The 14,813-nt window shown below is 34.1% G+C and carries 19 protein-coding genes and 1 tRNA gene; 8 read left to right on the forward strand and 12 right to left on the reverse strand.

The features are described 5' to 3' along the window. Positions 1-2: 2 nt before the first annotated feature. Positions 3-1,568: a site-specific DNA-methyltransferase gene (locus ACFSQP_RS11240; protein ID WP_147678668.1), complete on the reverse strand. Its 1,566-nt coding sequence runs from the start codon at positions 1,566-1,568 to the stop codon at positions 3-5. Positions 1,569-1,572: 4 nt separating this feature from the next. Then, a complete protein-coding gene (locus tag ACFSQP_RS11245; protein WP_376894496.1) occupies positions 1,573-1,866 on the reverse strand; it encodes a helix-turn-helix domain-containing protein in 294 nt (97 codons plus the stop codon). Between the two features lie 205 nt (positions 1,867-2,071). Between ACFSQP_RS11245 and ACFSQP_RS11250 the strand changes: the two genes are divergently transcribed. Together ACFSQP_RS11250 and ACFSQP_RS11255 are read left to right on the forward strand one after the other, a co-directional pair. Further along, positions 2,072-2,542, forward strand: a complete 471-nt coding sequence (locus ACFSQP_RS11250; protein ID WP_376894499.1) for a hypothetical protein — start codon at positions 2,072-2,074, stop codon at positions 2,540-2,542. 388 nt (positions 2,543-2,930) lie between these two features. Then, positions 2,931-3,368, forward strand: coding sequence for a JAB domain-containing protein (locus tag ACFSQP_RS11255; protein WP_376894502.1), 438 nt, complete (start codon positions 2,931-2,933; stop codon positions 3,366-3,368). A gap of 147 nt (positions 3,369-3,515) precedes the next feature. On the opposite strand, the gene ACFSQP_RS11260 is transcribed toward ACFSQP_RS11255, so the two are convergent. Then, complete coding sequence (locus ACFSQP_RS11260; protein ID WP_147678672.1) at positions 3,516-3,746, reverse strand: helix-turn-helix domain-containing protein; 231 nt, start codon at positions 3,744-3,746, stop codon at positions 3,516-3,518. A gap of 106 nt (positions 3,747-3,852) precedes the next feature. Between ACFSQP_RS11260 and ACFSQP_RS11265 the strand changes: the two genes are divergently transcribed. The 6 genes from ACFSQP_RS11265 to ACFSQP_RS11290 all read left to right on the forward strand — a co-directional run bounded on the left by ACFSQP_RS11265 (position 3,853) and on the right by ACFSQP_RS11290 (position 6,045). Then, entirely contained in the window at positions 3,853-4,446 is a 594-nt protein-coding gene (locus tag ACFSQP_RS11265) for a hypothetical protein (protein ID WP_376894505.1), read from the forward strand. Between the two features lies 1 nt (position 4,447). Then, complete coding sequence (locus ACFSQP_RS11270; protein ID WP_376894507.1) at positions 4,448-4,807, forward strand: hypothetical protein; 360 nt, start codon at positions 4,448-4,450, stop codon at positions 4,805-4,807. After that, the gene (locus ACFSQP_RS11275) at positions 4,755-5,114 is read left to right on the forward strand and encodes a DUF3127 domain-containing protein (protein WP_376894510.1); all 360 of its coding nucleotides are present in this window, start codon (positions 4,755-4,757) and stop codon (positions 5,112-5,114) included. Before ACFSQP_RS11270 ends, ACFSQP_RS11275 begins: the two co-directional genes overlap by 53 nt. A 33-nt stretch (positions 5,115-5,147) precedes the next feature. After that, positions 5,148-5,537, forward strand: coding sequence for a hypothetical protein (locus ACFSQP_RS11280; RefSeq protein WP_376894513.1), 390 nt, complete (start codon positions 5,148-5,150; stop codon positions 5,535-5,537). A gap of 3 nt (positions 5,538-5,540) precedes the next feature. After that, a complete protein-coding gene (locus ACFSQP_RS11285) occupies positions 5,541-5,885 on the forward strand; it encodes a hypothetical protein (RefSeq protein ID WP_376894516.1) in 345 nt (114 codons plus the stop codon). An 87-nt stretch (positions 5,886-5,972) separates the two neighbouring features. After that, positions 5,973-6,045, forward strand: a tRNA-Met gene (locus tag ACFSQP_RS11290). 301 nt (positions 6,046-6,346) lie between these two features. Here the strand turns inward: ACFSQP_RS11290 and ACFSQP_RS11295 are convergent. The 9 genes from ACFSQP_RS11295 to ACFSQP_RS11335 form a co-directional block, all read right to left on the reverse strand. Next, positions 6,347-7,279, reverse strand: a complete 933-nt coding sequence (locus ACFSQP_RS11295) for a DsbA family protein (protein WP_376894519.1) — start codon at positions 7,277-7,279, stop codon at positions 6,347-6,349. 283 nt (positions 7,280-7,562) lie between these two features. After that, the gene (locus ACFSQP_RS11300; protein WP_376894522.1) at positions 7,563-8,381 is read right to left on the reverse strand and encodes a universal stress protein; all 819 of its coding nucleotides are present in this window, start codon (positions 8,379-8,381) and stop codon (positions 7,563-7,565) included. A gap of 95 nt (positions 8,382-8,476) precedes the next feature. Beyond that, positions 8,477-9,565 carry a mechanosensitive ion channel family protein gene (locus tag ACFSQP_RS11305; protein ID WP_376894524.1) on the reverse strand — a complete coding sequence of 363 codons (1,089 nt, stop codon included), beginning with the start codon at positions 9,563-9,565 and terminating at the stop codon, positions 8,477-8,479. A 405-nt stretch (positions 9,566-9,970) separates the two neighbouring features. Beyond that, positions 9,971-10,783, reverse strand: a complete 813-nt coding sequence (locus tag ACFSQP_RS11310) for an SDR family oxidoreductase (RefSeq protein WP_376894527.1) — start codon at positions 10,781-10,783, stop codon at positions 9,971-9,973. Between the two features lie 22 nt (positions 10,784-10,805). Continuing rightward, positions 10,806-11,885, reverse strand: a complete 1,080-nt coding sequence (locus tag ACFSQP_RS11315) for an AOC03_06830 family ribosome hibernation factor (RefSeq protein ID WP_449252221.1) — start codon at positions 11,883-11,885, stop codon at positions 10,806-10,808. Between the two features lie 345 nt (positions 11,886-12,230). Further along, positions 12,231-12,809, reverse strand: a complete 579-nt coding sequence (locus ACFSQP_RS11320) for a 4'-phosphopantetheinyl transferase superfamily protein (RefSeq protein ID WP_376894532.1) — start codon at positions 12,807-12,809, stop codon at positions 12,231-12,233. After that, positions 12,806-13,060, reverse strand: a complete 255-nt coding sequence (locus ACFSQP_RS11325) for an acyl carrier protein (RefSeq protein ID WP_376894534.1) — start codon at positions 13,058-13,060, stop codon at positions 12,806-12,808. Before ACFSQP_RS11325 ends, ACFSQP_RS11320 begins: the two co-directional genes overlap by 4 nt. A 2-nt stretch (positions 13,061-13,062) precedes the next feature. Then, positions 13,063-14,337 (reverse strand): beta-ketoacyl-[acyl-carrier-protein] synthase family protein, encoded by a 1,275-nt coding sequence (locus ACFSQP_RS11330; protein ID WP_376894536.1) that lies wholly within the window; start codon positions 14,335-14,337, stop codon positions 13,063-13,065. After that, complete coding sequence (locus tag ACFSQP_RS11335) at positions 14,327-14,779, reverse strand: 3-hydroxyacyl-ACP dehydratase FabZ family protein (protein ID WP_376894538.1); 453 nt, start codon at positions 14,777-14,779, stop codon at positions 14,327-14,329. Before ACFSQP_RS11335 ends, ACFSQP_RS11330 begins: the two co-directional genes overlap by 11 nt. Positions 14,780-14,813 lie beyond the last annotated feature (34 nt).

The raw sequence follows: 14,813 nt of genomic DNA on the forward strand, positions 1-14,813 counted from the left end.
TTCTAAAATCTAGTTATATCTCTTGGTATCTTTTTAAAAACAATATTATACTTATCCATAATGCTTTGGTCTAGCAAACAATTATCTGCATAAATAATGTATTGATTAGCTTTGGTTTTTATAGACCTTAAGAAGCTTTCATCTAAAGTAGTGATACTGTCTTTTTGGTAATAGAAATAATAAGCAGTATCATTTTTAGCACCTAGTAGATAATCTTCTTTAGGTTTAGTAAAAGGAGTTTTAGCTTCACTATACCAAACATACTCTAGTATTTTATCTAAGGCAATATCTTCATTTAAAAAGCCATTATCTAAAAATAAAGGTTCTCCTAACTCATAGTATGTAAAATCTCCACCAGTACCTTCAATAGCTTTAGAGCCTTCTCCATAGCCATTAATTACTCTTTTTACACGTTCAGCAGTAATGGTATTGGCGTAGTCTTCCATTTCTACTAAAATGAATTTTCTGTTACCACCATCTTGTTGGTTCAGGTTTAGAATTGAGTGTGCAGTTGTACCTGAGCCTGCAAAAGAATCAAGAATAATTGAATTTTTATCAGTAGAAATTTCAAGAACTCTTTCAATTAATTCTATAGGTTTTGGTGTATCAAATGGAACATCATTATCAAAAATTGTTTTTAAGAGTTTATTAGCATCTCTTGTTGTTCCAACATCTTTTCCAAACCATATACTTTCAACCACTCTACCCTGTTGCTGATTTAAATAAATTTTTCTTGTTATTTTCGTTTCATCATCATTAAAAATGATTTCTCCAGTTTTAATTTTTTTTGCAATTAATTCCTTACTCCATCTCCAACCTATATCAGGTGCTTTAATCTTTTTTCCAGATGGTGTGATAATGTCATAGATTAAATTTTCTCTTAAATTAGGGCTTCTAACATCCCCAGACCTCCATTTTCCATTAGGGTCATTATCAGGGTTAGAGTAGGCTTTATTGTGCTCATCAGTTCTTTTTAATCTGCCTATTTGAAAATCTTTTTTACAATAAACAAATGTATGATTATGATGTAATGATATTTTTTTAGCATCATTTTTTCCTTGAATACTATGTTGCCATATTATATCTCCTACAAAGTTCCCAATACCAAAAATTTCATCACAGATTAATTTTAGATTTGCTTGTTCATTATCATCTAATGAAATAAAAATAGCTCCATCATCAGCCAAAAGTTTATGTAATAATTTAAGTCTTGGGTACATCATACATAACCATTTGTCATGCCTAGATAAATCTTCACTTTCTTTACCTACAACTTGCCCTAGCCACTTTTTTAACTTTGGGTCACTTACATTATCATTATACACCCAACCTTCATTTCCTGTATTGTATGGTGGGTCTATATAGATACATTTTATCTTACCTTCATATTCTGGCAATAAACTTTTTAATGCTTCTAGGTTGTCACCATGTATAATTTTATTTTGTGAGGTAGCAGCTTTACTCACTTTACCATTAGTAAAAGTATATTGGGGTTCTAATGTTTTATAGGGTACATCTTGATGATGGTTTATTACTTTTTCTTTTCCTATCCAGTTTAATGTTGGCATACAGTTAGTTCTTTTCTTCTGATTTAATTCTTTTTAAGGCTATTTTAATGGCACCTATGGCAACTTCTTCCCCTTTTACATCTTCATATACTTTCTCGCTAAGCCATAACTTTAAAAGTTTACTATGTTCAATATCTAGTGCAATAGCTAATTTATCTATTTGCTCTCTAGTAGGCTTTCTATCTCCTTTTTCAATTTTACTTATTAAAGCAGTATCTGTATCTATCATAGAAGCTACTTCTCGCAATAATAGGTTTTTAGTTTCCCTTTTAGATTTTAGTAATTCTGAGAGTATCATTTGGTAGTCAAATTAGTTCTTGTCAAATATTGTCTAAATCTAACTAGAATTATTGATATAAAAAATTTTTGAAAAATAATTTTTTGGATGCTATATGAGAGAGCTGAGTACCTTACTCAAATGACCCCTACTGATTCACAGGAGGAACTTCCCCCTACCACTTATATAGTAAAGATAATTTTCTAGCAGGATAAATAAATTCAAGTTGATAGCTGTAATTTATATTCTATGGAAGATTGATTTTCTGTGTGGTGTACTACAACTCAAAAATTTTAGAACAATGGTTAGAATCGTAAACTACAAAGAGAGACAAAAAGAGGATGGAACTTCATTCTTTGTTTTGGAACTGCAAGGAGGAATTGAAATGGTATTAAGCAAGTCTACAGGTAACTTCTACGCTACTGCAAAGCGTGCTTTTATCCCAAGTACATTTGATGAACAAACTTGTACTGGACTTATTGGCACAGAAATGCCAGGAAGCATCATTAAAGAGGACTGTGAGCCTTTTGAATATGTTGTAAAGGAAACAGGGGAGGAAATAACATTATCCCACAGATGGGTGTATGTTACAGAAGATGCTGTAAAGCCAAAACAAACTGCTGTAAAGTATGAGCAGAATGTTATTGCAAACTCTGATGTGTTTTCAAAAAATGGTATTCTTGAACATGCAGAGTAAAAATATAAGCCTAGTCTATGTAAATAGATTGGGCTTTGTTTTTTGAGTTTTAAAATACCCTTACTTTATTATACTTGTTTGCTCATACCTTCATAAATAAAAGATAGTCTAGCTGTAGTTAGTTTACACTATTACTATAAGGATATATTATTAATCTTGAAGGTAAGAATAAGATAGTATAAATAGGTTTTAATTCTGCTTAAGAAAGAAAAAGAACCAAAAAGAAAGAAACTTCATAGCTCTTCCCCTCTAACCATATTTATATACTTTTTGCGAAGAATTGTTCTGAAGTGTTTCAGAAAGAAACTTCTTTGGCAAAGGTATATGTTCCAAAATTAAGATGCAAGTAAATTGATAATTATTTTCCTAGGAAACTAAATTTAAAAATATGAAAATTTCAGAAATAAGTGTCTCATACTCAAATAACAGGAGTGATAGACTAAAAATAAGTAATAGTAAGCAGTCTTATGATATTATAAGAGCTTGTTGGAGTGATTCTACTATAGAATTACAAGAGGAGTTTAAGATTTTAATGATGAATAGGAGTAACCAAATTTTAGGTGTTTATCCGCTTTCTAAAGGAGGTGTTTCTGCTACTGTGGTAGATGCAAAATTAGTGTTTAGCGTAGCTCTTAAATGTAATGCTTCAAACATTATCATTGCTCATAATCATCCTTCAGGAAATCTTCAGCCAAGTGAAGCAGATAAAAAATTAACACAAAAGCTAAAACAGGCAGGTCAGTATTTAGATATAGTACTGTTAGACCACTTGATAGTAACTAAAGATGACTTTTATAGTTTTAGTGATAATGAAATGATAAAATAGTCCTCTTTTTTCCATTTCTATATATAGTGAATTGGAAAAAGTGGGACTTTTTGTCTTTTGTTTATGTATGAATGAGTGTGTGAGTAGTCTTTTTAGGAGGAAATTTGCAGTTTGAAAGACCTGTAGATTAGTATTAATAGCTAAATCTTACTTTTTATCCTCTAGGTTTACAATATCACATAAAGTAATTCCTAAATTATCAGCAATCCTTTTTAAAGTGTATAAAGTAGGGTTGGTTCCACCAGCTTCTAAACGACTAAAGTTAGATTTTTCAATATTACATTTAGCAGCAAGGTCTTGTTGAGCAATTCCTTGCTTTTCTCTTAACATTTTAACTCGTTTTCCAATTGCTACTTGAAGTTGGTCTTTATCATCCATTTTAAAACACTTATTATCTAGTTGTCAAAAATGATAATTAAGTGCAGTGTTTTGGTTATCATAAATGATAAAATAAGTATGTTTGTTAAATGTATAATGATACAATATGAAGCTAAATATTTCAAGAATTACAGAAAACAAAGACTCATTGAGGTCTAAAGAAAATGTTGTTTTAGACCTTTATAAGGATAAAGAAGATTCTATTAGTTATGAGTTGAAGGGCTCTAAAAACAAAGCTAATAGTTTGGTTTTTGTGAATACAAACCATAAAAACATGTTACATAAACATTTGATGTTTGAGCATTTTTATGTTGTTCTATTAGTGCTTTTAGTTGTAAGTGGATTAGCATTGTTTAGTAATAGTATTTTAATGATGCTACTGTCATTTGTGGGACTTTTTTATATCCCCTATAAAATGATTTCATCTAGTGAAGTGCCTTATAAATTAATTTTTGAAGGTCTTAATGTTTATGAATTGAATCATGCAGGTAAAAGAATACTAGAGTTCAGCCCAATTAATGTAGAAAGTTCAGATTCTGATAAGTTTGAAAATGACTTTATCTTTTTTAGTGCTTCAAATGGTAGTAATGGAAGTAAGTCGATAATGGTATATGAAGGTTATTCTTTTAAGGAGAGACAATTGTTTATAGAGTTTTATAGTAAATTCAATTTTAAAAATTCTATAAATAGAATAGGTTAGTATGAGGTTTAAAGAGGTAATGGAAGAGCTAGAAGCTTTATTAAATCTTGAAGGTCTTTGTAGTAGGGATAAAGTTGCTTGGTGGTTGCTTAAACATGAAGAAAGATATATAGCTTTAAGTAAAATTAGAGACATTTTAAGAGCAGAATTTCCTGACAGAAACTTGAGAGAGCATAAATCCTTTATAATAGAATTACTATTCACAGAGCTATATGAAGATGTAAACAAGAGTTTTGAAACCACAAAACCATCTAGTAAAGAAGAGGTATATCTTAAAGATATTATAATGAAAATTAAAACGTCAACAAATGGACTTAATAGGAAAGATAAAAATTTTAAATGGGACTCAAGTCCTAGGTGATAATGGCTTTAGAAAAAGAGAGGTTGTTATAACTACAGAAGAGCAGTATCCTCAACATATTTTAGTAGAGTTTATACAAGATAAGTGTGATTTGCTAGATAGCTTTGATGTAGGTCAAGAAGTAAAAATTGCTCTTAATTTAAGAGGTAGAGAGTGGGTTAGTCCAGAGGGAGTATCCAAATATTTTAATACAATTCAAGGTTGGAGAATAGAGCTAATAAGTAGTCAAGAACCAATTGCCAATAATTTACAAGAACAAGAATCAGCAAGCTTTATAGATGAACCAGATAATGACTTGCCATTTTAACAAAAAAATCAATTAACCAATAAATAATAAATTATGAAGAATATTTTTTTAGCATTAATAGCCATTTTTATGTTTACAGCCTGTTCAAGTGATGATGACAATCAGGAAGAAGAACAACAAATTAGTCAATCTCATATAGTAGAGTTTACAACAGGAACTCTTGAAAGTTGGGTGTCTGTAGGGTTAACAACTATAGTGACTTTAGAGGATGGTACAGAGTCAACAATTAATTCAGATTTCGATTATACTCAAAATATAGTTAGTGTAGAGATTCCAGAGAATACAGCAAGCTTTGAGTTAGAATTTTATATAGAAGATTCATCTCAAGCTGAAATGCGTTTTTATGGTTCTGTGAATGGTGTTAATGTACATCAAGAAACTATAAGCCAACAAAGTTATCAGTATCAATATACTTTTAATTAAGGTATGTGTAATTCCTTATTAAAAGAATTACCATTTAAGATTGGAGAACAATATGAGTTAAATGAATTTAATCTTAAGACTTTAGAATCAACTTTTAGTAATGGATTAGAGTATGAAAATTATGAGTATATAAAAGGAGATTTTAAAACACTACTTGGAATAGCTTTTTCTAGTAATCCAATTTTACAATATAATGGAGATATACTCTATGGCGTAATTTGCGAATTTGAGCTATCTCATTACAGTTATCTAAAATCTAAAGTTAATCAGTGTGCATTTAAAGAGGTAACTATTAAAGTTCTAATCAAAGATAAATACCATTGCCAAATAGTATTGCAGAGTAAATAAGGCACACTTTTCGGCATCACTTTATAAATGGCTATTAATATTTATGAAGGTCTATGATAAATATAGAGTGTTAAAGTGTTGATATTTATAGGGATAGAGCAGTAGGTAGCTCGTCGGGCTCATAACCCGAAGGTCACAGGTTCGAGTCCTGTTCCCGCTACTAGGCAAGAGTAATCAGCAATGGTTACTCTTTTTTTATGCGGTAAAGTCAAGGGTTTGGCAATTATTTTAGATTCTTACTTTAAGTACAGATTACCTTCATTTAACTAAAAAAAGGCACACAAAAAAGGCACACATGCTACTAGTGAGTTCCGAATTCAGCTGAAACCTAAATTTAGCTATTAGCATGTGTATGAATGTTACAGTACTCCTTGCAAGCCGGTGCGCTTGCTTTCAGCAAAACGCAATCTGGTTTACACAACTACGTAAACGCAACAATTGGGCGGCTGCAAATAAGCTTATTAAAAAGCAACATTTGGTAAATACCAAATAGAGCCATTTTTGGTGTCAAACGTTTTTAATTGGTTGCTAGCTACTAAAGCGTTTAAAAAGGGTTCAGATTCCTGTCTCGATATTCCTGAAAGTATGGCATATTCCTTGGCTGTAAGCGTTGGATAAATATGGAATAAAGCTTCCCAGCTACGCGAATATTCCTTTGCCTTTATATTCGGATTTAGTTTTAAAATAGCCGCCTCGTAATTGGCATACGGGCGAGCACCGTATACGGCTGTTTCTACTTGGTTGTTATTTATAAAAAAAACCGTTGGAAACCCCCGAACGCCTAATTGTGAGCCTAATTTTAAATCTTCTTGAAACAAGTTGTTAGCGGTATTTGACTCGAAATCAGTTTTCAATTGGTCCACATTTAATCCAGCATTTTCGGCAGCATCATGAAGGTGGGACCATTTTGTAATATTCATTTTTTTTAGAAAAACCATTTCACGCAAACGGCGCAAAAATAAAATGGCCTTGTTTTTGTCCTGAATTTGTGCAGCTTTGAAGGCAACAGACGGCGGAAAGGAAGAACTTAATGGGTCTTCCAGCCACAAATCGCCGTTTATGGGCATATCGTAATGCAGACTTACCTCATCCCAGTGTGAGGCAACGTCCGAGGGTTTGCTTATACCCCCACTATTATAACTCCAATTTGGAAGTAAACCACCCATGCGGTAGTCAATTTCTATACCATGGCCATAGGTGAGCTTTAGTTTGCGTAATTGAGGCTCTATACCCCAGCAGGAGGAACAGATAGGATCTGTATAATAAATTAATTTCAGAGGGTTTTCTTCGGGTAACGCGGTGTGCTGTAAATGACTTTCCGTATGGTTTTCTTCGGTATTACATAAACCTGTTTCGATATCGCAAATAAGTGGGTTGTTTTTATCTTCTAACATAGCGCTTAAATTTAAAAGTTATTTGTTTAAGTGGTTCTTACACGGCTTAAAATAGGATTAATCAAAAAAAAATTAGGGTTAATACACGTGGCCTTGGTCTGTTTTACTTCTGTTACCTTACAGCGTAGTTGTGTGCTTAAAAATGTACCAAAAAAGGCTTTAAAAACTAACGTAAATATTGGCAGCTTATGTTTTTGTGTTCCAGCTTAAGCCCATTTTAGTATGCGAAAACACCACCAAAAGACGGTTTTAGTGGTGTTATTATTATTAATATATGCCGTTTTTAAAGTTTAAAGGTCATTACTGGAAGTTTGGATTGGTTGGCTAAATCTTCGGATATACTACCCTTTAATAATCTGTTTAATCCTTTTCTGGCATTAGTACTTATAGCAATTAAGCTTGCATTGGTTTCTTCGGCGTATTGCATTAAGCCGTCTTCAATGGTATGCCCTGCAATAAATTTTACTTTTTCTGGTCCGCCAGCTTCTGTAAAGGCCTTTAATTTGGTGTTAAACTCTTTAGAATTTATAAAGTTATTATAAGGTCTGTTTACATAAACAGGTTGCAGTGTAGCTCCTAATTTTGAAAATAATGCGACTGCTTTTTTGTAAGTAGGAATGCTTTCCAAACGCATATCGGTACCAAAAATTACATTGTCTAGATTAAAGTTTGTTGGTGCCGATTTAACAATTAACACCGGTGTGCTACTGTTACGCACCATTTTTTCGGCATTAGATCCGGCAAAAATACCATCTTGCAGTGTAATGCCTTGGGAGCCCATTACAATTAAATCGGCGTCTACCTGACTCGCAAAAGCGTCTACTTCGTTATATACTTTATGGCGTTTTATAACAGGTTGAACGGTTACTCCTTCTAAATATGCTTTATCTAAAAAAGGCTCAAATTTCTTTTTAGTTAGGGCAATCATAAACATCATTTCATTTTTGCTTTGATTTTCTGATTGGCTAATTAGCGAGTCCGATAATTCAAGCATATGCAATACGTGTAAGGTGGCATCGTGTTTTTTAGCAATAATAGCAGCTGTTTCTAGAGCAAATTCCGATTGTTTGGAGAAGTCTACGGGAATAATTATGTTTTTCATGTTAAAAGTGTTTATTGGTTAAACATACTAATTTTATGTGTGTAAACCTTAAATTTCTACTAAAAGATTGACGCTTTTAAGTGGGGTTTTTGTTGTTAATGGCTGGTTTCTTTTTTCATTATAACGGTTCGGTATGGGAAAGGAATTTCGATGCCTTCTTTTTCAAATCGTTTTTTTATGCTATCTAAAACATCAATTTTTAACTGAAAGGCATCGTTGTAATTTCTTGCCCATGTCCATGCACGAATGGTTACAGAATAGTCGTTTAATTCTATTAATGCTGTTTTTACAATAGGCTTGCCTTGGTGAATTTCTGTTTGTGTCCGGTTGTCTAGAATAAGCGGATGGTTTTCGCATTCTTCACGCATAATTTTTTTTGCTAATTCTACATCGCTATCATAGGAAATACCTATTTCAATACGTTCAGAAATTTTTAGTTCGCCCATATCGTAATTAATAAGCTTCTCTTTGTTAATTATGGCATTGGGTATAATAATCATTTTGTTTTCGAAATTTCTAATAATGGTATGCCTTAAAGTAATATCGGTAACGCGGCCAATCATGGAATCGCTTATTTTAACTAAATCGTTAATTTTAAACGGCTTAAATAAAATAATAAATAAGCCACCAATAATATTTGCTAATGCCTCCTGTGCAGACAAACCTGTAATTATGGTTAACACACCTGCGCCACCTAAAGCGGTTTGGGCAATGGTTTTTAAAGATGGGAAGGCTAACAGGCACAGCACACCACCAAAAAAATAGATGGCTGCTAGCGCTACATATCGTAGAAATTTGTAGCTGGTAGCGTCGTAGCCACTTTCTGTTTTCTTTTCAATATCGTATAAAAACCACATATTTGCGGTTGTAGCAGCAATAATGGTTAAAGCTAAAACAACGGCTACATACACGGCTGTTTTAAAATCTTCGGATAAACTATTATGCTGGCTTTCATCTGCTATAATATAGCTTAAGGCTATTAAACCTAAAACAATCCATAGGGTGTTTAAAATATTTTTTAACACACGCAACGGCCGGGAAGGTCTGGTAGGCGATTTTAATTGCTTTTCCTTTGAAAGCCATTTGTGTAAAGTGTTCGTTATCCATCGTAAAATAATAACCCCCGTAATAATTATAAGTCCGTGAATAATATCCTTTTGGTGCGTTTGTAAAAATTCTAACATAAATAAAATTAAAGTTAAGCTTTATATGGAAACGACTTTTTGTTTAGTATTATCGTTTCATGAGTAATTTTACATTTTTTCTTTTAAACGTTTTTAGCATACTTATTTTTTATGAAAAATGCTTGTATGCCTTTTAATTATAGTGATATATGAAACGTGAAAGTTACTAAAATTTGAAGAACAATTAACTAAAAGTGAAAGCGACTTTTATAATATTGGCTTGTCTGGATTAGGTTTTATAGAATTTAAAATGCGCCATTCATACCTGTTATAAACTTAAAAAGGCATATTACCATAGCGGTTTCCTGTTTTAAAACTACAGATAGCCTTTGCTTTATTAATAAAAAAAAACACCGCAATAACCATGTTGTTTGTTACGGTGCTTTTTTTTGAAGGTGTTTTGCGCTAGCCCATTTTTTTGATGTTATGGATAACACCACCGTCCACTAAAATGTCTGTACCCGTTATAAAACTCGCAGCATTACTAGCTAAAAATTGAATAACATTGGCTACATCTTCGGGTTGGCCGTTTCGTTTTAAAGGCGTTGCCTGCTTAATTTTTTCCATGCGCTCTGGGTGTTCTTCAGCAGCTTTTAATGCCATGGCCGTTTCAATAACACCAGGTGATACAGATACTATTCGGGCGCCTTTATCGCCCCATTTGTTGGCGTTTTTTTGGGTTAATAGTAAAACGCCACGTTTGGCAAAATTATACATCGTATCCGAGTCGTCTTGAACAAATTTATTAACAATGTTAAAGGAGTCGGCTTCTTGCGGATGCGTTAAAGCCTGGTCGTAAACCTCGTTAGGTGGAACGGCATGGGCCATCATGGAGGCCAGTAATATGGCTACAGAGTTTTTAGTAGCTATGTTGTAAAAAGCGTCCACTAACAAATTGGTGGCCACCAAATCTATGGTATACACTTTTTTTACATCTTTAACGGTTCCACTAACTCCAGCGGTATGTATTAAAGCTTTTAGTTGGCCAGCTTCCGAAACATAGTTAACAAGTTTTTCAATGTCCTTTGGTGCTGTAATATCGCAGGCAATACCAGATACTTCAAAGCCCTCGTTTGCTAATTTGCTTACTGCACTGTCTACTTTTTCTTGCGAATAGTCTGTTAATATAAGCGGATCATTTTTAAAGGCGCGCGCACAGGCTTGCCCTATGCCACCGGCACCTCCCGTAATAACAACTACTTTTTTTTGTGTTTTCATGATACTATTTATTTTTGTGTTATTAATATCTTGTTATGGCAACAAAGCCGTTATAGGCCTCTAATTCACCTTTAGGCATAAATACCACATCGCCGCCGTAACGCATATTTATTTCAATCATCTCATCGTAAATATCGTCTATTACATTGGAGTCGGTACGTTGGAACTCGGATACGACAATAACTTCTAAACTATCTGGTTTTATAATGGCGGGTTGGTAAAGTCCTTTTTCAATAAAAAGTGTTTGAACCCTTCCTTTGTTTAATGCTTTCCAAATATCAGAGATGTCATTTAAAAATCGGCCGTCGGAAATAGCCTTTTGTAGCGCTTCTTTACGGGCAATTGTATTGTTGCGGTTGTATGTTTTTATAACTTCGTAAGCATCTGCAACAATGGCGTGGTCCTTTTCGGTTATTCTATTTCTGCTTAAAAAAGTGTCTATAATACTGTGTTTTTCGTCGGCTATTTTTAAGTATTCCGAATAGTTTTCTTCCACCGTACAAATTAAAACCGGTAACGGATTTTGTTGTCTAATTTTATTTACTTCCTTGTCTACTTGATTAAAAAATTCGGCAATTAATTGGCGTTGTCTGGACGATACCACGGGTTCTGTGTTGTTTCTGGTAGGAAATTGGGTATTTTCCATAGGAAATACACCAGCAAATTCTTGCACAACCTTATCGTTTAATGCCTCAATGAAACGCACTTTATCCTGACTTAAAACTAAAACGTAGTAGTTAGATTCCGTGTGCATAGCACGAACCAAATCGCGCGTGGCAAAGGTGGTATCCAACACCACACGATCGGTTACCGGTAAAGGAAGTTTAATACATTCCGATACATCTTCATTTACAAATAGCATTAAACTATCTAAATTATGGTCGTGTTCTATTTTATCTGCCAAAGCTTCCAGTTTGTTAACCAAAACGTCTGTTTGTTGTTTTGATGTAGCGGCTAAAAGCCTATTTTCTGCCTCTTTAATTAGGTTTTTAAGTGCCAAGGCATCCTTTAAGTAGCCAGGTTTGGTTCGGTGGGTGTTCATAATTATGCTAATGCAATTTTCTGAACTCATGTTTTTGAGTTTTTTTAAGACTAAATTCATTGGGTATATATTTTATTGGTTAACAGATTTTACAGCTATTTATGCCCGCTTAAGTACCAATAGCCGCTGTAGTCAAGATACAATTTTAATTAGAATTAATCTATGATAAATGCTTTTAAAAGAGATATTTAACAAATAATTTGGTTTGTGTTTTTTAGCAGAAGGAAAGCGAGTTTTCGTTGCAATATTTTGGCAGCAAATTGATTAAAAAATGCTGTTTTAAGAAGTGTATTTTGAAATGTTCTTGCCTTGTTTTCCGTTTAAAAAAAAGCTGTAAAATTGCACAAACTAACCTAGTTTGTTTATGCCATTGAGCGTAATACTGAAGCCCATAAAACGGGGCTACTACCAACAAATGCCGCAGCCACCATACAGGCCGTGGTGTGCCATAGAAATACTTATTTTTTGCTTGATACCCTTGAAAAAAAGTTGGGGTATATTGTTGGCATCCTTACAGATTTGCAAGTTATGAATAGGCACTTTTTTATACTGCGAAACCAGTTGTAAAAGTTCTTGTTTTGTTTTATCCGACTGTGCTTGGTAGCTACTGTCATTAATTTTAAAAACCTTATGAATAAATTGTTTTTGGGCTAGGGTGTGGGCTATGGTACTTATACTATTTTTAGTAACAACCGATTGTGTTTGATAGGTTTGGCCCATAAAGCGTACCCAGCCTTTTTGATTTGTAAGTATGGTGCATTGTAATTTTTTTGGAGCAAACAGGCGTCCGCCATATTGCTGAATGTTTATTTTATAAGCAGCCTCTTTCATACTCCAAAGGCGCCAAACGGTAGTTGTTTGGTTTTTTGAATTATGAATTAGTTGTTGTTCTTGTTCAGTAAAAATTTTGTTCAAAAACCGCGGGCGTTTCCAATTAGATTGCTGGGCTGCTATATTTAAATCAACAATATCGTTGCCAATCATTGTTCTGCTAATTTTTGTTCAATAATTTCCATGGCAGCTTTTACGGATAGCATTTTTTCCATGTCCTCGTTTTCAATTCTAATATCAAACTCGTCTTCTACATCCAGCACAACATCTACTAAATTTGCAGAATTAATGTGCAGATCGTTTACAAAATCGGTTTCCTCTGTTAAATTCTGAAAGGCTTCTTCGTTTTGAATATACGGTTTAACAATTTTCTTAAGTTTAGAAATTACTAGGTCTTTTTTCATAGTTATTCAGAATTTTTTTTAAAGATAACACATCCGTTAACATCGCCAAAACCAAAACTGGCTTTTGCGGCGATATTAATAGTGGTTTTTAAACTTGTTTTGGGTACTTTTTCTTCGGCAATAAGCTGCGCAATTTCAGGGTGTAAGTCTGAACAGTTAATGTTTGGGAAAATGAATTGCTCCTTTATTTGTAATACGGTGGCAACACTTTCAATACTGCCAGCAGCTGTAAGGCAGTGACCTACTAGGGATTTTAATGAGTTGATATACGGAAAATCTGTTCCTTGTCTGTTTAAAGCGTTGCTCCAATTTTTAATTTCCACACTATCTTTAGTAGTTGCTGTTAAGTGGCCGTTAATGGTATCAATAGCGCTGGAATTAATTCCTGCATTACTTATAGCGTCGGTAATACAGCGTACCACAGCTTCTTCGTTTGGAGCTGTCATGGAGCCACCTTGTCGCTGGCCTCCCGAATTTAAAGCGCCGCCTAAAACTTCGGCATAAATAGGTGCTTGGCGTTCCAAAGCGCTCTCTAAAGATTCTAATACCAAAGCTCCCGCACCACTACCAGGAACAAAGCCACTAGCAGTTGCGCTCATGGGTCTGGAGCCGGTAGTTGGTGAGTTGTTATGTTTATAGGTCATAACCCGCATGGCATCAAAACCGCCCCAAATGTAAGGGCCGTGGTCGCTACTACTACCAACTAACATGCGTTTGGCTTTTCCCGATTGTACGCGTTCCATACCTAAAATAATTGCTTCTGTACCCGTGGTGCAAGCAGAGGAGTTTGTGGTAACTTGGTTTCCTAAACCCAGTATGCCTCCTAAAAACGCACTGACACCGCTAGCCATAGTTTGCAATACGGCGGTACTACCAAGGCGTTTTACATTTTTGGCATCTATTTTATAAATGGCTTCTCTAAACTTATCGACACCAGATGTGCCCGTGCCAAAAATGGTACCGCTATTATAGTCTAATGGGCTATCTGGATTTACCTCTAAACCGGCGTCTTTCCAAGCGTCTATTCCTGCAATGCACCCATATAAAATTCCCGAACTATTAAATCCGCGTAGTTGTAAGGGTGTAAAATATTGTAATTTTAAACTTTCAGAAATCTCTGGAATACCGCCTATGCAACAAGAAAACTGAAGCGCTTTTAATTCTTGGAAATATTGTATGCCAGAAGTCCCGTTTTTTAAGGCTTCGGTAAATTTAGGTAGTCCAACACCATTGGGCGCTACAACTCCCATACCGGTAATAACAACTCTATGTTTCATTTTGGGAAGATTTTATCATGCCGGAAATAACGCCTCTGCAAACCAATTCGTTTTTTGCGTTTTTAAGACTTACTCGACATTTAAGTTTGTTAAACCTAAAATATATTTTTTCAGAATATACGGTAACCAATTCCTTTGGCATAACTGGTAGAAAAAAATCTATTTGACTGCCAGTAAGGGCTACGTTAGTATTAGTTACAGTTTCTTTTTTGCAGTGTGCTAAATAAATTCCTAAAGAAACAAGACCTATTTGTGCCATACATTCTGTTAAAATAACGCCGGGTGTTACGGGGTTATTCTTAAAATGTCCGGCGTAAAAAAAGGCATTTTCTCTAAACAGATACTGCCCAGTAATGTTATTTTCGGATACAGCTGTAATGGCATCGACAAACAAAAAAGGTTCTTGGTAGGGTAGCAGCGATATAATTTGTTTTGATGTCATGTTCTAGTTGTTTAAACGGGTAGTTTTAGTGTAA

The sequence above is a fragment of the Bizionia sediminis genome, assembly GCF_042684585.1.
GTDB lineage: Bacteria > Bacteroidota > Bacteroidia > Flavobacteriales > Flavobacteriaceae > Algorimicrobium > Algorimicrobium sediminis.

Coding starts and splice junctions, on each gene's coding strand:
- ACFSQP_RS11280 (WP_376894513.1), top strand. CDS start 5,148: ATGAAGAATATTTTTTTAGCATTAATAGCCATTTTTATGTTTACAGCC.
- ACFSQP_RS11320 (WP_376894532.1), bottom strand. CDS start 12,809: ATGATTGGCAACGATATTGTTGATTTAAATATAGCAGCCCAGCAATCT.
- ACFSQP_RS11305 (WP_376894524.1), bottom strand. CDS start 9,565: ATGTTAGAATTTTTACAAACGCACCAAAAGGATATTATTCACGGACTT.
- ACFSQP_RS11275 (WP_376894510.1), top strand. CDS start 4,755: ATGGACTTAATAGGAAAGATAAAAATTTTAAATGGGACTCAAGTCCTA.
- ACFSQP_RS11285 (WP_376894516.1), top strand. CDS start 5,541: ATGTGTAATTCCTTATTAAAAGAATTACCATTTAAGATTGGAGAACAA.
- ACFSQP_RS11270 (WP_376894507.1), top strand. CDS start 4,448: ATGAGGTTTAAAGAGGTAATGGAAGAGCTAGAAGCTTTATTAAATCTT.
- ACFSQP_RS11315 (WP_449252221.1), bottom strand. CDS start 11,885: ATGAATTTAGTCTTAAAAAAACTCAAAAACATGAGTTCAGAAAATTGC.
- ACFSQP_RS11325 (WP_376894534.1), bottom strand. CDS start 13,060: ATGAAAAAAGACCTAGTAATTTCTAAACTTAAGAAAATTGTTAAACCG.
- ACFSQP_RS11300 (WP_376894522.1), bottom strand. CDS start 8,381: ATGAAAAACATAATTATTCCCGTAGACTTCTCCAAACAATCGGAATTT.
- ACFSQP_RS11245 (WP_376894496.1), bottom strand. CDS start 1,866: ATGATACTCTCAGAATTACTAAAATCTAAAAGGGAAACTAAAAACCTA.
- ACFSQP_RS11240 (WP_147678668.1), bottom strand. CDS start 1,568: ATGCCAACATTAAACTGGATAGGAAAAGAAAAAGTAATAAACCATCAT.
- ACFSQP_RS11260 (WP_147678672.1), bottom strand. CDS start 3,746: ATGGATGATAAAGACCAACTTCAAGTAGCAATTGGAAAACGAGTTAAA.
- ACFSQP_RS11310 (WP_376894527.1), bottom strand. CDS start 10,783: ATGAAAACACAAAAAAAAGTAGTTGTTATTACGGGAGGTGCCGGTGGC.
- ACFSQP_RS11295 (WP_376894519.1), bottom strand. CDS start 7,279: ATGTTAGAAGATAAAAACAACCCACTTATTTGCGATATCGAAACAGGT.
- ACFSQP_RS11265 (WP_376894505.1), top strand. CDS start 3,853: ATGAAGCTAAATATTTCAAGAATTACAGAAAACAAAGACTCATTGAGG.
- ACFSQP_RS11335 (WP_376894538.1), bottom strand. CDS start 14,779: ATGACATCAAAACAAATTATATCGCTGCTACCCTACCAAGAACCTTTT.
- ACFSQP_RS11330 (WP_376894536.1), bottom strand. CDS start 14,337: ATGAAACATAGAGTTGTTATTACCGGTATGGGAGTTGTAGCGCCCAAT.
- ACFSQP_RS11255 (WP_376894502.1), top strand. CDS start 2,931: ATGAAAATTTCAGAAATAAGTGTCTCATACTCAAATAACAGGAGTGAT.